This window comes from Streptomyces sp. NPDC089915, assembly GCF_040684675.1.
Taxonomy (GTDB): Bacteria; Actinomycetota; Actinomycetes; order Streptomycetales; family Streptomycetaceae; genus Streptomyces.
In genome coordinates this window covers 1-13,680 of record NZ_JBFBGN010000162.1, presented here as the reverse complement: position 1 = coordinate 13,680, position 13,680 = coordinate 1, and the positions used below count along the sequence as shown (strand labels likewise).

Sequence of the window (13,680 nt, the reverse complement as noted above, 5' to 3'; positions counted from 1 at the left end):
TCCATCAGCAGCGGGTTGGTGAGCACCCCGTGCTCGGCGACGTACGCGTCCACGTCGTCCTGCGTCCAGCGGGCGATCGGCGAGACCTTGACCTTCTGCCGCTTCTCGTCCCAGCCGACCACCGGGGTGTTGGCGCGGGTGGGGGACTCGTCGCGGCGCAGCCCCGTCGCCCAGGCCGCGTACGCGGTCAGGCCCTCTTCGAGGGGCCTGACCTTGCGCAGGGCGCAGCAGAGGTCGGGGTCGCGGTCGTGCAGCTTCGGTCCGTACTCGGCGTCCTGTTCGGCGACCGTCTGGCGCGGGGTGAGGGTGATGACGTTGACGTCCATCACGGCCTCGACCGCGTCGCGGGTGCCGATGGTCTCCTCGAAGTGGTAGCCGGTGTCGAGGAAGACCACGTCCACCCCGGGCATGACCCGGGAGGCGAGGTGGGCGACCACCGCGTCCTCCATCGAGGAGGTCACGGCGAACTTCTTGCCGAAGGTCTCGGCCGCCCAGGTGAGGATCTCCGGTGCGGAGGCGTCCTCCAGTTCCCGGCCCGCCCGCTCGGCCAGTTCCTTGAGTTCCGCCGCGGTGAGACCGGCGTCTTGAGTCGTGGTCATATCTCGTCCCCTCCAGCAGCGTTGGACTGAACACCCCGGGACAGCAGCCCGAGGTACTTCAGCTGGAAGGCTCGGTTGCAGGCCCTGCATTCCCAGGCGCCGTGGCCCGTCTCGTTCGGAAACAGGTCCTCGTCGCCGCAGTACGGGCAGTAGAACGGTGCGGCGCGCTCGCTCATGAGAGGCTCTCGTCGCTCGCGCGGCCGACCCAGGCGGCGAAGCGCTCGCCGTCCTCGCGCTGCTCCTCGAAGCGCTTGACGACCCGCTCGACGTAGTCGGGCAGCCCGGCCGAAGTGACCTTGAGGCCGCGGACCTTGCGGCCGAAGCCGGCCTCGAGGCCCAGGGCGCCGCCCAGGTGGACCTGGTAGCCCTCGACCTGGTTGCCGTCGTCGTCCAGGACCAGCTGGCCCTTGAGACCGATGTCCGCCACCTGGATACGGGCGCAGGCGTTCGGGCAGCCGTTGATGTTGATGGTGAGCGGCTCGGCGAAGTCGGGCAGGCGGCGCTCCAGCTCGTCGATGAGGGAGGCGCCGCGCGCCTTGGTCTCGACGATGGCCAGCTTGCAGAACTCGATGCCGGTGCAGGCCATCGTGCCGCGGCGGAACGGGGACGGCTTGACCCGCAGGTCCAGCGCCTCCAGGGCCTCGACGACCGAGTCGACCCGGTCGGCCTCGATGTCGAGGACGACCATCTTCTGCTCGGCGGTGGTGCGCAGGCGCCCGGAGCCGTGCTGCTCGGCGACGTCCGCGATCTTGGTCAGGGTGGCGCCGTCGACGCGGCCGACGCGCGGGGCGAAGCCGACGTAGAAGCGGCCGTCCTGCTGCCGGTGCACGCCGACGTGGTCGCGCCACTGGCCGCTGGGCTGCTCGGGCGCGGGGCCGTCGGTCAGCTTGCGCTTCAGGTACTCGTCCTCCAGGACCTGGCGGAACTTGGCCGGGCCCCAGTCGGCGACGAGGAACTTCAGGCGGGCGCGGGTGCGCAGGCGCCGGTAGCCGTAGTCGCGGAAGATCGAGATGACGCCCTCGTAGACGTCGGGGACCTCGTCCAGGGAGACCCAGGTGCCGAGGCGGACGCCCAGCTTGGGGTTGGTGGAGAGGCCGCCGCCGACCCAGACGTCGAAGCCGGGGCCGTGCTCGGGGTGGTTCACGCCGACGAAGGCGATGTCGTTGATCTCGTGCGCCACGTCGAGCAGGGGCGAGCCGGAGACCGCGGACTTGAACTTGCGGGGCAGGTTCGAGAAGTCGGGGTTGCCGACGATGCGGCGGTAGATCTCCTCGATGGCGGGAGTGCCGTCGATGATCTCGTCCTGGGCGATGCCGGCGACGGGCGAGCCGAGGATGACGCGGGGCGTGTCACCGCAGGCCTCCGTGGTGGACAGGCCGACGGCCTCCAGCCGGCGCCAGATCTCCGGGACGTCCTCGATCCGGATCCAGTGGTACTGCACGTTCTGGCGGTCGGTGAGGTCCGCGGTGCCGCGCGCGAACTCCTCGGAGATCTCGCCGATGACGCGGAGCTGCTCGGTGGTCAGCCGGCCGCCGTCGATGCGCACGCGCAGCATGAAGTACTTGTCGTCCAGCTCCTCCGGCTCCAGGATCGCGGTCTTGCCGCCGTCGATCCCGGGCTTGCGCTGGGTGTACAGGCCCCACCAGCGCATACGGCCGCGCAGGTCGTTGGGGTCGATCGAGTCGAAGCCCGTCTTGGAGTAGATCGTCTCAATGCGCGTCCGCACGTTGAGACCGTCGTCGTCCTTCTTGAACTGCTCGTTGCCGTTGAGGGGCGTGTGGTGTCCGACGGCCCACTGGCCCTCACCGCGGTGACGGCCGGTCTTGCGGCGCGCTGCGGCTGCGGGGGCGGCTGCGGGCGTTTCGGGGGTGGCGGCCATGGCGGGTACGTCCTTCTTCAACGGCTCGAGGCGGGGCAGGGGAGCGGCGGCGCGCCCCTGTCACGCTGGAATCTCCGAGCAGGTGTGGTCGATTTCCGCCCTTATGCCGGGGTTTCCGGCGTGCGGGGGCGGTGTTCGGCCTTCAGGGGGCTTGCAGGTGGTCGACGCGTCCGCGGCGGCGGGGACGGCGGCGACGTGCGGCGGTGGCTGGTTCCGTCAGCTCGCCGGACAAATGGCGCTGGACATGCGGCCGAGGTCGACGTGACGTCGACTCACCAAGGCGATTCCAGCTCCATTCATGGCCGAAGCGTGTCACGGGCCGATTGGAGGAGTCCACTACTGTCCACTATCCGGACGAACTCGTCCCGGATCATGAGACCGCGTGACGGGGGTCACGCCGCACGGGTCTTCCGCTCCCGCCCCGCCCGGGCCGCGCGGGGCCGGGACGGAGCGGGCGGTGCCTCGCGAAATGAGGGGAACGGGGCCTACGCGCCCGGCCAGGGGCCGGGGGTGGGGGCGTCCTGCTTCTCTTCCGTTTCCGTCTTGAAGACCTTGAAGCCGCGCCGCTGGTAGTTGTCCATCGCGGTGGGGCCGTCCTGGCTGCACGTGTGGACCCACACCCGGCGGGTGGGCTCCAGGCCCGGCCAGCGCTCGGCGAGGTCCCAGGCGCGGGCCGTGCCCAGGGTCAGCAGGTGCCCGCCTATGCGGCGGCCCCGGAAGTCCGGCAGCAGCCCGAAGTACATGATCTCCACCACGCCGTCCGGCTGCGGGTCCAGCTCGATGTACCCCGCCGGGGTGCCCCGGTCGTACGCCACCCAGGTCTCCACACCCGGCCGGTCCAGGTGCGCCACCCACTCCGCCCGGGTCAGCGACAGCCTGTCCGTCCAGTGGATGTCCCCGCCCACCGAGGCGTACAGGAAGCGGCTGAACTCGGGCGAGGGCACCTCGGCCCGGCTGGTCGTGATCTCCGGGCCGGGTTCCGCCGCCGGGACCAGGTCGGCGGGGGAGGTCATTTCCAGGGACCAGGTGGTCAGTGTGATGGTGCTCATGCGCTTCAGGGAACCACACCCCCGTCCCCGGGGCCGCCGTGCCCCAGCCGGGCCCGGACCACCCCCGGGGCCGTGGAGTGCGGCAGCAGCCCGGCCGGGTCCCGCGGGCGGATCAGCTCCACCTCCACGTCCTCCGCGAACCGGTACGGGCGGTGGCTCAGCACCCCGGCCAGGTGGCGGCGCACCCGGGAGAGCTCGGCGCGGACGGTGACCGTGCGGGTGGAGTCGCCGAACAGCTCCTGCGCCAGCTCCGCCGCCGTCCGCCCGCGCGGGGTCTCCGCCAGCAGGAACAGCAGCTCCGCGTGGCGCGGGCTCAGCTCCTGGGACCAGCTGCCCGCCGCCCCGTACACCGTCGCCGACCAGGACCTGGGCCGGCTCAGGTCCAGCACCACCCGGCTCACGGCGGCGGCCGCCGAGGGCTCCGCCAGGCGCAGCAGCCAGCCGCCGGGCAGCGGCTCCGCCACGCAGTCGCCCAGCTGCGGGATCCACAGCCGCCCCGGGCCGAGCGCCTTCGGCAGCGGCACCCGGTCCGCGGGGGCCAGCCCCGTGACGGCCGCCGTCCAGCCGTGCGGGTCCACGGCCACGGCCCGGCCGGGCAGCCGGGCCAGCAGCGGCGCCGCCACGGCCCGCAGCCGCTCCAGGGACTCCAGGTGGCGCACCCGCAGCTCCCGCTCGGCGAGCCGGGCCACCGAGCTGACCCAGGCCAGGGTGGCCGGGTGCATGGTGGCCAGCGGCCCGCTGACGTCGACCACGCCGATCAGCTGCCCGTCCCGGGGGTCGTGGACGGGGGCTCCGGCGCAGGTCCAGTCGTGGTGGCTGGAGACGAAGTGCTCCGCCGAGAACACCTGCACCGGCCGCCGGGTCACCAGCGAGGTGCCCACCCCGTTCGTGCCGACCACGGACTCGTCCCAGTCGGCCCCCACCGCGAAACCCAGCCGGTCCGCCTTGCGCAGGATCCCGCTGTGCCCCTCCCGCCACAGCAGCCGCCCGTCGGCGTCGGCGACGACCATGATGTGCAGGGTCTCGTCCAGCGCGGGCAGCAGCCCCTCCCGCAGCACCGGGAGGATCTCCCGCAGCGGCGACACCTGCCGCCGCTCCTCCGTCTCGGCGGCCGAGAGCATCCGCGAACGGGCGTCCCGGTCGGGGTGCACCCCGCCGGCCAGCATCCGCCGCCAGGACTCGGCGATCTCCGGGCGGGGGGAGGCCGGCGGGCGGTCCCCGGCCAGCGCGGCGGCCCGTACCCCCTTGAGCAGACGCGCGGCGTCGCGCGCGTCCATGGCCGAGATGCGCGCCACGTCGGCCGTGCTGCCTGCGGTGTTGGCCACCGGAACCTCCCCGTGCTGAACAGGACGTACTGCGGAAGCCGCCGAGGCCGGTGTGCACGACCCTTCCCCGGGCATGTGCGGCGGGCACCTGCGACCACCTGTCGACCGAAGGGTTGCAACGGTATGCAACTCTCGCCAACCCCCGGTCGCGCGACCGAAACTATCGGCACGCCGCCGAGCGGCGTGACAGCTCCTTCCTCGGGGCTCTTGGGATCAGGGGTGGTGCCGAGTCGGCGCGGCGCCACCCCCGTTCCCACCTGGACGGGTTCGGATTGCGGCGCTGAACGGTTCAAGGCCGTGGTGGTTTGGGGACCGCCGCGGCCCCGCGGCCCCGGGTGGTTTGGGGACCACCCGCGAACCGCGCGAACCGCAGCGGTCAGGGGACCGCGCTCAGCCCGCGATCCGCGCCCGTGCCACGACCGCACCCAGGTCCAGGGTGTGCGGCAGCGTTCCGAAGGCCGACCCCCGGTCGCCGCCGAACCGGGACGCGCAGAACGCGTCCGCCACCTCCGGCGGGGCCCACCGCACCAGCAGCGAACCCTGGAGCACCAGCGCGACGCGCTCCGTCACCCGCCGGGCCCGGGCCTCGATCCCCTCCAGGTCGGCGAGCTCCGTGAGCAGGTCCCTGATCGCGGCGTCCAGCCGGTGGTCGGCGCCCCGGGCCAGGCCCACCTCCTGGAGGAAGGCGTTCAGCGCCTCGGGCTCCCGCCGCAGGGCGCGCAGCGCGTCCAGCGCCTGGACGTTGCCCGAACCCTCCCAGACGGAGTTCACCGGCGATTCGCGCAGCAGTCTCGGCAGCCCGGACTCCTCTACGTAGCCGTTGCCCCCCAGACACTCCAGTGCCTCCGCCACCATCGGCGTACAGCGCTTGGTCACCCAGTACTTCGCGGCGGGCACCGCGAGCCGCAGGAAGGCCCGCTCCCGGTCCGTCCCCGCGTCGCAGGCGGCCGCCAGGCGCAGGGCCAGGGTGGTCGCCGCCTCCGACTCCAGGGCGAGGTCGGCGAGGACGTTGCGCATCAGCGGCTGCTCGATGAGCACCGACCCGAAAGCGGAGCGGTGCTCCGCGTGGTGGACGGCCTGCGTCAGCGCCTGCCGCATCAGCGCCGCCGAGCCGAGCACGCAGTCCAGCCGGGTCGCCGCCACCATGTCGATGATCGTCCGCACCCCGCGCCCCTCCTCGCCCACCCGCCGCGCCCAGGTCCCGTCGAACTCGATCTCCCCCGACGCGTTCGACCGGTTCCCCAGCTTGTCCTTCAGCCGCTGCACCGCGAACGCGTTCCGCGTCCCGTCCGGCAGCACCCGCGGCACCAGGAAGCAGGTCAGCCCGCCCGGCGCCTGCGCCAGCACCAGGAACCCGTCCGACATCGGTGCCGAGCAGAACCACTTGTGCCCCGTCAGCAGGTACTCCCCGGACGCGTCCAGCGCCACCGCCGCCGTCGTGTTGGCCCGTACGTCGCTGCCGCCCTGCTTCTCCGTCATCGCCATCCCGAACAGCACCCCGGCCTTGTCCGCCGGCGGCCGCAGCCCCTCCTCGTACACGTGCGAGGTCAGCAGCGGCTCCCACACGGCCGCCAGCTCCGGATCCGTCCGCAGCGCCGGCACCGCCGCGTGCGTCATCGAGACCGGGCAGCCGTGCCCCGCCTCCGCCTGCGACCACACGAAGAAGCCCGCCGCGCGCCGCAGGTGCCCCGACGGCCGCCCCCAGGCGTCGGTGAGCCCCGCCCCCACCGCGTGCCCCAGCAGCCGGTGCCACGCCGGATGGAACTCCACCTCGTCGATCCGGTTCCCGTAGCGGTCGTGCGTCCGCAGCACCGGCGGGTTCTCGTTCGCCAGGCGCCCCCACTCCAGCGCCTGCGCCGACCCCGCGGCGCGCCCGAGATCCGCGAGCTCCCGGCGCACCTCGTCCGCGACGCCGGGAGCCGCCCCGGCGAGGTGGCGCTCCACCCCCTCCGCGAGGGCCCGGTCGCCGAGGTAGACCTCGTACCCGACGAGCGGCGGGGCCTGGTTGCCGACGGTGTGGGTGGTGGCTGCCATGCGGCTACGGTAAGGACGTGCAGCCAGCGAAAGAAACACCCGAGGGGACCCCGGCGCGTTCGGGCAGGCTCCACCGGGCCCGCGTCCTCTACCGCAACGTCTCCAAGCGCAAGATGGGCTGGCTGCTCCTCAAGGACACCGTCAACTCGTGCGTCGAGTACCGGATCCTCGGCCTCGCCGCCGAAGCCGCCTTCTTCACCCTGCTCTCCCTGCCCCCGCTCTTCCTCGGCCTGCTCGGCCTCCTGGGCTACGTGGACGGCTGGACGAACACCCAGTCCGTGGCCAGCATCGAGGAGAACATCCTGCGCGCGGTCGGCACCGTCCTGTCCGACCGGGGCGTCAACGACATCGCCAGACCGATGCTCGACGACGTCACCCGCGAGGGCCGGCCCGACCTGATCTCCCTCGGCTTCGCCTTCGCCCTGTGGTCCGGCTCCCGCGCCGTCAACGTCTTCATCGACACCATCACCGTCATGTACGGGCTCGACGGCCAGCGCGGCATCGTCAAGACCCGGCTGCTCGCCTTCCTCCTCTACGTGGTCGCCCTGGTGATCGGCGCGATCGTGCTGCCGCTGATGGTGGTCGGCCCCGACGCCGTCGTCCGGCTGGTGCCCTGGAGCACCGAGGTGATCGCCGTCCTCTACTGGCCGGTGGTCACCCTGCTCTCCATCGCCTTCCTGACCACGCTCTACCACGTCTCCGTGCCCGTCCGCTCGCCCTGGATCGAGGACGTGCCCGGCGCGCTCGTCGCCCTCGCGATGTGGGTGCTCGGCTCGTTCCTGCTGCGGATCTACCTCACCAACACCGTGGAGGGCCCGACCATCTACGGCTCGCTGGCCGCCCCCGTCGCGGTCCTGCTGTGGATCGGCATCTCGGCCTTCGCGGTGCTCGTCGGCGCGGCCGTCAACGCCGCCATCGACCGGGTCTGGCCCTCGGTGGCCACCGCCGCCGCGCGCGAGGCGAACGACCGCCTCCGCGAGGCCGAGGCCGCCCAGCTCGTCGCCCGGGCCGCCGCCTGGCGGGCCCTGGCCGAGGGGGAGTCCGAGGACGACGAGGACGCCGGGATGCCCTCCGAGTTCCCCGAGCGCTGGTCGAACTTCCTGCCCCCGGACGACTACACCTCCCGGCTGCGCAAACACTGACCGGCCCGGCCCCGGCGTCCCGTCTCCACCCGTGGGTGGAGACGGAACCTCCACCCGGGATCCACCCCGGCGCCGATCACACGGACCCGGCCCTTTCCTAGCGTGGAGGGCATGGATATCGCACGGGTTCTCGTCATCGCGCTGGTCGTCGTCTTCGTCCTCGTACGCAGGTTCGGCGGCCGGCCCGTCAAGGACCAGGACCGCCTCTGGGTGCTGCCCGCGATCCTCGTCGTCCTGGGCGTGTCGGAGGGCGGACTGACCGCCCCCGCCCACCCCGTGGCGAGCGTCGTCCTGCTGGCCGCCGGGATCGCCGCGGCCCTCGCCACCGGCCTCCTCATGGGCCGCGCCATGACCCTGTGGCGCGAACCCGACGGCACCCTCTGGGCCAAGGGCAACCGGACCGTCCTCGCCCTCTTCGGGCTCTCCCTCGCCACCCGCGCGGGCCTCGCCCTCCTCGGCTACGCCGTCGGCGTCCCCGTCCACAACGGGGCCCTGCTGGTGACCCTCGCGAGCTGGATCCTCGCCCAGGGCCTGGCCCTGGCCGCCCGCTCCCGACAGGTCCTCGCCCTGGTCTGAAGGGCCGCCCCGATGCGCTCCGCCCCGCCGCTGCCGGGCTGGCTACAGTGGGCGGGGATGGCCTCACGCACCCTGCCCACGCTCACGAACACCCACGTCAGGGTCGCCGTCCAGGCGGCACTGCTCGTCTGGTTCGTCCACGGCCTGCTCACGCCCCCGCCCGGGGCCGCCGCCCTCGCCTGCGGGCTGGCCGGGCTCGCCGCCACCCTCCTCGCCGCCACCCTCCTCGACCGCAGCCCCCGCACCGGGGCCCGGGCGCTGGGCGCGGCCCTGGCGGCCGCCTGCGCGACCGGCCTGCTGGCGCCCGCCACCCCGTGGGTGGTGCTCGTCTTCGCCGTGACCGGCTTCGCCGCCGCCCGCCTCGGGGCGCTCGCCTCTGGCCTCCTCCTCGGCGCCGGCGCGGCCGCGGCGGCCGCCGTCACCCTGCTGCGGGACCGCGACCCCGTCGAACTGTGGAACGTCGTCGGCCTCTGCGGGATGTTCGCCTACGTCCGCGCCGGCCGGTCCCGGCGGGCCGCCGCCGAGTCCGAACGCCAGCGCGCCCTGCTGGCCGAGCGGGCGCACGTGGCCCGCGAGGTCCACGACATCCTCGCCCACTCCCTCTCCGCCCAGCTCATCCACCTGGAGAGCGCCCGCCTGACCCTGGAGGCCGGCCGGTACGAGGAGGCCGGCGTCCTCGTCGAGCGGGCCCGCGCCCTCGCCAAGGGCGGACTGGAGGAGACCCGCCGGGCCGTCGCCGTCCTGCGCGGCGACGTCCCCGCCCCGGCGCAGGCCCTCGGGGACCTCGCCGAGGAGTACCGCCGCACCACCGGCGCCGCCTGCGCCCTCACCGTCGACGCCGGACCGCGGCCGCTGCCCCCCGAGGCGGCCCTCGCCGTGGTCCGCACCGCGCAGGAGGCCCTGACCAACGCCCGCAAGCACGCCGCCGGCGCCGACGTGGAGATCACCCTCTCCTGGCCGGGCGACCGCTACGAGCTGCGCGTCAGCGACTCCGGCGGCACCGGGCCCGCCCCGCACGCCGCCACCGGCGGCGGCTACGGCCTCGTCGGCATGGCCGAACGCGCCGAACTCATCGGCGCCTCCCTCGACGCCGGGCCGCACGGCACAGGCTTCCGCGTACACCTGGAAGGACCCCTCACACCGTGACCGACACCGGCGCCCCGATCCGCGTGATCGTCGTCGACGACCAGACCGTCGTACGGGAAGGACTCGTCCTGCTGCTCGGCCTGCTGCCCGGCACCGAGGTGGTCGCCTCCGCCGCCGACGGAGCCGAGGCCGTCCGGCTCGTCGCCGAACACGCCCCCGACGTGGTCCTGATGGACCTGCGCATGCCCCGCCTCGACGGCGTGGAGGCCACCCGGCAGATCACCGGGAACCACCCCGGAACCGGGGTCGTCGTCCTCACCACCTTCAGCGACGACGCCTCCGTCCTCGACGCCCTCAGGGCCGGCGCCCGCGGCTACCTCACCAAGGACGCCGACGCGCAGGAGATCGCCCGCGCGCTGGCCGAGGTGCGCGACGGCGCCACCAGCCTCGGCCGGGCCGCGCGGGAACGCCTGGTCGCGGCGGCCGTCGCCGGACCACCGCCCCGCCTCCCGGAGGCCGCCCTGCCCGACGGTCTGACGGTGCGTGAGGGCGAGGTGCTCACGCTGATCGCCGAGGGCCACTCGAACTCCGACATCGCCCGGCGGCTCACCATCGGCGAGTCCACCGTCAAGACGCACATCAACAACCTCTTCGCCAAGACCGGGGTCCGCGACCGCGCCCAGGCCGTCCGCTACGCCTACCGCCACGGACTGGCGGACCCGGCCCGTTAATCCGGTGGTGCGGCCGGACGGGGCCGGGCTATGGTTGCCGAGTACGGAAGCGCGGGACACGACCGCCTTCCGGGAGAGCCGCGTCGGCTCGTCGAGGACCCAGCAGGAGGTGAGGACGTTGATGACTGTCACGGTGACGGGTGTTGCCCGCGTTCAGGAGTTCGTCCTCGTTTCCGCCGTGGTCTCCGGCTGACCTCACACCTCTCCGCGCGCCGCCGTGCGCGCCCTGCCGGGGCCACCCTGTGAAGGGTTCCCCTTGACTTCCTCTTCCTCCCTTTCCGTACTCCCGCACGCCCTGGCCGCCTACGGCTGGGACGCCTCCTGGGCCGCCGAGTTCGCCCCGTACGCCGCCGAGGGGCTCCTCGCCGGCCGGGTCGTCCGCGTCGACCGCGGGCAGTGCGACGTCATGACCGAGGACGGCGTCATCCGCGCCGACACCGCGTTCGTGACCCCCCACGACCCGCTCCGGGTCATCTGCACGGGCGACTGGGCCGCCGTCGAGGCGACCGGCAACCCGCGCTACGTGAAGGCGTACCTGCCGCGCCGCACCGCCTTCGTGCGCTCCACCTCCTCGAAGCGCTCCGACGGGCAGATCCTCGCCGCCAACGTGGACCACGCGATCATCGCGGTCTCGCTGGCCGTCGAGCTCGACCTCGGCCGCATCGAACGCTTCCTCGCGCTGGCGTGGGAGTCCGGCGCCCAGCCGCTGGTCGTCCTGACCAAGGCCGACCTGGTCCGGGACCCGGACACCCTCGCCTACCTCGTCCGGGACGTGGAGACCACCGCGCCCGGCGTCCAGGTCCTCACCGTCTCCTCCCACGAGGGGGAGGGCACGGACGTCCTCGCGGCGATCGTGTCCGGCGGGACGAGCGTCCTGCTCGGGATCTCCGGCGCGGGCAAGTCCACGCTGGCGAACGCCCTGCTCGGCGAGGACGTCATGGACGTCCAGGCGACCCGGGACGTCGACGGCAAGGGCCGTCACACCACCACCACCCGCAACCTGCTCGCCCTGCCGGGCGGCGGGGTCCTGATCGACACCCCGGGACTGCGGGGCGTCGGGCTCTTCGACGCGGAGGCCGGGGTCGGCCAGGTGTTCTCGGAGATCGAGGACTTCGCCGCCGCATGCCGCTTCCACGACTGCGCGCACGAGGCGGAGCCGGGCTGCGCGGTCCTGGCGGCCGTGGCCGACGGCACGCTCCCGGAGCGCCGGCTGGAGAGCTACCGCAAGCTGCTGCGGGAGAACCAGCGGATCGTGGCCAAGACGGACGCCCGCCTCAGGGCGGAGATCCACCGGGACTGGCGCATCAAGGCGGCGCAGGGCCGGGCCAACCACGCCGCGAAGCGGGGCGGCCGGATCTGACTCCGGGCTCCCCGGGGGCTCCCCGGGGCTCCGCCCCCGGGACCCCCGCGCCTCGAACGTCTGCGGGGCTGGTCTCCAGCCCCGCAGGCGGGCCCCGGGCCGGTCAGGTGGTCAGGACCGTGGCCACCCAGGCCGCGACCACGATCAGGCACGCCAGCAGCTCCACCAGCACGCTCGTCCCCACCGCCCGCATCACCGCCCGCACCGAGGCCACCGCCTCCTCGTGCACCCCCAGCCGCCGCCGCTCGCACAGGTAGACCCCGCCCACGAACCCCGGAACCGCCCCCACCACCGGCACCACCACGAAGCCGACCAGAGCCCCGGCCCCGGCGTACGCCACCATCCGGCGGGTGACCCCCACCCCGCGCAGCCGGCGCGGCGGCAGCCGCAACTTGACGAGCTGCACCACCAGCAGCAGCGTGGTCGCGGCCGCCAGCAGCCCCCACGCCGGGGAGTTCTGCTCGTGCAGTGCCCACCACAGCACACCCGCCCAGACCAGCCACGTCCCCGGGACCCCGGGCACCAGCACGCCCAGCACCCCGAGCAGCATGACCAGCCCCACCAGGAACAGCTGAGGCAGACCCATGCGCTCAGGGTGCCCGAGGCGGTGCTATCGGGCCACCCAGCCCCGTTCGTACGCGTACCAGCCCAGCTGGAGCCGGGTCGTGACCCCGGCCAGCTCCATCAGCCCCTTCACCCGGCGCTGCACCGTGCGCAGGCCCAGTTCCAGGTGCTTGGCCACGCTCGCGTCCGTCATCCCCGCCAGCAGCAGGGTCAGGATCTCCAGGTCCGTGGTGTCCGGGACGCCGCCCGACTCCTCCGGCGAGCCGGTCACCCCGAGCCGCAGCGGAACGGCCTCCCGCCAGACCGCCTCGAACAGCCCCAGCAGGGACTCCAGCAGCCCCGAGGCGTGGACGACGAGCGCCGCCGGCTCCGCGCCGTGCGCGGTGAGCGGGACCATGGCCAGGGCGCCGTCCGCGATGACCAGGCTGGTGGGGACCCGGGCCGTGACCCGGACCCCCGCGCCGCGCACCAGCGCGGTCGACGCCTCCCGGATCCCCGTGGGCAGGCCCAGGACGTCCCGCTCGACGACCACCCGGTAGGCGACCCCGCGTACGGCGGCCTCCTCCTCCGTGGGCTCGTTCTCCATCCCCGACACGACCAGCGGGCGCGCGCTGGACAGCGAGCACACCTCCCGCACCGCGCCCAGCTGGATCTGGTGGAAGCGGTGCGCGACCGCGCTGGCCCCGCTGACCACCTCCACCACGTCGGGCAGCGCCGGGTCCGCCGCCTCCGCCCGGTACTCGCGCGCCAGCAGCTCGGCGGCCAGTTCGGCCCGCTCCAGCTCCTGGCGCTGCCGGGTGAGGAGGGAGCCCAGGGCCGCCGCCGGCGGGGCCGCGACCCAGCGGCCGGCGCGGGCCGAGGAGCGCGCGGCCAGCCCCCGGCGCTCCAGCTGCCGCAGCGTCCGCTCCGTCTGCGGCAGCGGCAGGGCCAGCCGGTGGGCGAGGTCGGCCGCCTCCGCCGCCCCCAGTGCGACCAGCGCGCGGTACGCCGACTCCTGCCCCTCGTCCAGGCCTATTGCCCCCAGCAACCCGTCCACCCCACTCTCACAGCCGTACGGGGCCATCTTCGCCGCTCCACCGGTCCGTTTGCCAAGGTGGCGCCCCCGGACCGGGGGGACCTTTTCGTGCATTCCGCGTTTTCCGCCGCCCGGTGGGGCCGACAATGAGGACATGAGTCAGCAGGGCGCGGAGGACTGGTGGCAGAAGCTGTACGAGGACCCGGAAGCGGGGCCCGGACCCGACCCGGGGGACACGCTGGACCAGCGCTTCCGCTCGGCGTCCGTCCTGGTCGGCGACGACGGGCCGGCGCCGCCCCGCGCCGCGCCCCCGCCGCCCC

The 13,680-nt window shown here is 74.0% G+C and carries 14 protein-coding genes; 5 read left to right on the top strand and 9 right to left on the bottom strand.

Translation table 11 applies throughout. From position 1 onward, the window contains the following. The 7 genes from AB0O29_RS30705 to AB0O29_RS30675 form a co-directional block, all read right to left on the bottom strand. Positions 1-599 (bottom strand): phosphoadenylyl-sulfate reductase (locus AB0O29_RS30705; RefSeq protein WP_365158055.1); only part of this gene is annotated, 599 nt, incomplete at its 3' end. Then, a complete protein-coding gene (locus AB0O29_RS30700; protein ID WP_365158052.1) occupies positions 596-775 on the bottom strand; it encodes a hypothetical protein in 180 nt (59 codons plus the stop codon). The genes AB0O29_RS30700 and AB0O29_RS30705, both read right to left, overlap by 4 nt. After that, on the bottom strand, positions 772-2,478 hold the full coding sequence (locus AB0O29_RS30695; protein ID WP_365158049.1) for a nitrite/sulfite reductase: 1,707 nt from the start codon (positions 2,476-2,478) through the stop codon (positions 772-774). Before AB0O29_RS30695 ends, AB0O29_RS30700 begins: the two co-directional genes overlap by 4 nt. Positions 2,479-2,694: 216 nt before the next feature. Next, positions 2,695-2,778, bottom strand: coding sequence for a putative leader peptide (locus AB0O29_RS30690; RefSeq protein WP_309550570.1), 84 nt, complete (start codon positions 2,776-2,778; stop codon positions 2,695-2,697). Between the two features lie 185 nt (positions 2,779-2,963). Further along, positions 2,964-3,527: a GNAT family N-acetyltransferase gene (locus AB0O29_RS30685; protein ID WP_365158046.1), complete on the bottom strand. Its 564-nt coding sequence runs from the start codon at positions 3,525-3,527 to the stop codon at positions 2,964-2,966. A 5-nt stretch (positions 3,528-3,532) separates the two neighbouring features. Further along, the gene (locus AB0O29_RS30680; protein WP_365158058.1) at positions 3,533-4,804 is read right to left on the bottom strand and encodes a GAF domain-containing protein; all 1,272 of its coding nucleotides are present in this window, start codon (positions 4,802-4,804) and stop codon (positions 3,533-3,535) included. A gap of 438 nt (positions 4,805-5,242) precedes the next feature. Beyond that, entirely contained in the window at positions 5,243-6,886 is a 1,644-nt protein-coding gene (locus AB0O29_RS30675; protein WP_365158044.1) for an acyl-CoA dehydrogenase family protein, read from the bottom strand. A gap of 17 nt (positions 6,887-6,903) precedes the next feature. Between AB0O29_RS30675 and AB0O29_RS30670 the strand changes: the two genes are divergently transcribed. The 5 genes from AB0O29_RS30670 to rsgA all read left to right on the top strand — a co-directional run bounded on the left by AB0O29_RS30670 (position 6,904) and on the right by rsgA (position 11,781). Next, the gene (locus tag AB0O29_RS30670) at positions 6,904-8,028 is read left to right on the top strand and encodes a YihY/virulence factor BrkB family protein (protein WP_365158041.1); all 1,125 of its coding nucleotides are present in this window, start codon (positions 6,904-6,906) and stop codon (positions 8,026-8,028) included. Positions 8,029-8,139: 111 nt separating this feature from the next. Next, on the top strand, positions 8,140-8,604 hold the full coding sequence (locus tag AB0O29_RS30665) for a hypothetical protein (protein ID WP_365158038.1): 465 nt from the start codon (positions 8,140-8,142) through the stop codon (positions 8,602-8,604). Positions 8,605-8,661: 57 nt separating this feature from the next. Then, positions 8,662-9,750 (top strand): histidine kinase, encoded by a 1,089-nt coding sequence (locus AB0O29_RS30660; RefSeq protein WP_365158035.1) that lies wholly within the window; start codon positions 8,662-8,664, stop codon positions 9,748-9,750. Continuing rightward, positions 9,747-10,421, top strand: coding sequence for a response regulator transcription factor (locus AB0O29_RS30655; protein WP_365158032.1), 675 nt, complete (start codon positions 9,747-9,749; stop codon positions 10,419-10,421). Before AB0O29_RS30660 ends, AB0O29_RS30655 begins: the two co-directional genes overlap by 4 nt. Before the next feature lie 256 nt (positions 10,422-10,677). Further along, positions 10,678-11,781, top strand: a complete 1,104-nt coding sequence (gene rsgA, locus AB0O29_RS30650; RefSeq protein ID WP_365158029.1) for a ribosome small subunit-dependent GTPase A — start codon at positions 10,678-10,680, stop codon at positions 11,779-11,781. Positions 11,782-11,884: 103 nt separating this feature from the next. Here the strand turns inward: rsgA and AB0O29_RS30645 are convergent, their stop codons facing one another. Together AB0O29_RS30645 and AB0O29_RS30640 are read right to left on the bottom strand one after the other, a co-directional pair. Then, positions 11,885-12,367: a DUF456 domain-containing protein gene (locus AB0O29_RS30645; protein ID WP_365158027.1), complete on the bottom strand. Its 483-nt coding sequence runs from the start codon at positions 12,365-12,367 to the stop codon at positions 11,885-11,887. 24 nt (positions 12,368-12,391) lie between these two features. Beyond that, positions 12,392-13,372, bottom strand: a complete 981-nt coding sequence (locus AB0O29_RS30640) for a helix-turn-helix domain-containing protein (protein WP_365158024.1) — start codon at positions 13,370-13,372, stop codon at positions 12,392-12,394. Positions 13,373-13,680: the final 308 nt, after the last annotated feature.

Bases quoted from the DNA above. Each gene is read 5' to 3' on its own strand.
- AB0O29_RS30660 (WP_365158035.1), top strand. From the start codon at position 8,662: ATGGCCTCACGCACCCTGCCCACGCTCACGAACACCCACGTCAGGGTC.
- AB0O29_RS30675 (WP_365158044.1), bottom strand. From the start codon at position 6,886: ATGGCAGCCACCACCCACACCGTCGGCAACCAGGCCCCGCCGCTCGTC.
- AB0O29_RS30690 (WP_309550570.1), bottom strand. From the start codon at position 2,778: ATGAATGGAGCTGGAATCGCCTTGGTGAGTCGACGTCACGTCGACCTC.
- AB0O29_RS30700 (WP_365158052.1), bottom strand. From the start codon at position 775: ATGAGCGAGCGCGCCGCACCGTTCTACTGCCCGTACTGCGGCGACGAG.
- AB0O29_RS30645 (WP_365158027.1), bottom strand. From the start codon at position 12,367: ATGGGTCTGCCTCAGCTGTTCCTGGTGGGGCTGGTCATGCTGCTCGGG.
- AB0O29_RS30665 (WP_365158038.1), top strand. From the start codon at position 8,140: ATGGATATCGCACGGGTTCTCGTCATCGCGCTGGTCGTCGTCTTCGTC.
- AB0O29_RS30685 (WP_365158046.1), bottom strand. From the start codon at position 3,527: ATGAGCACCATCACACTGACCACCTGGTCCCTGGAAATGACCTCCCCC.
- AB0O29_RS30680 (WP_365158058.1), bottom strand. From the start codon at position 4,804: ATGGACGCGCGCGACGCCGCGCGTCTGCTCAAGGGGGTACGGGCCGCC.
- AB0O29_RS30695 (WP_365158049.1), bottom strand. From the start codon at position 2,478: ATGGCCGCCACCCCCGAAACGCCCGCAGCCGCCCCCGCAGCCGCAGCG.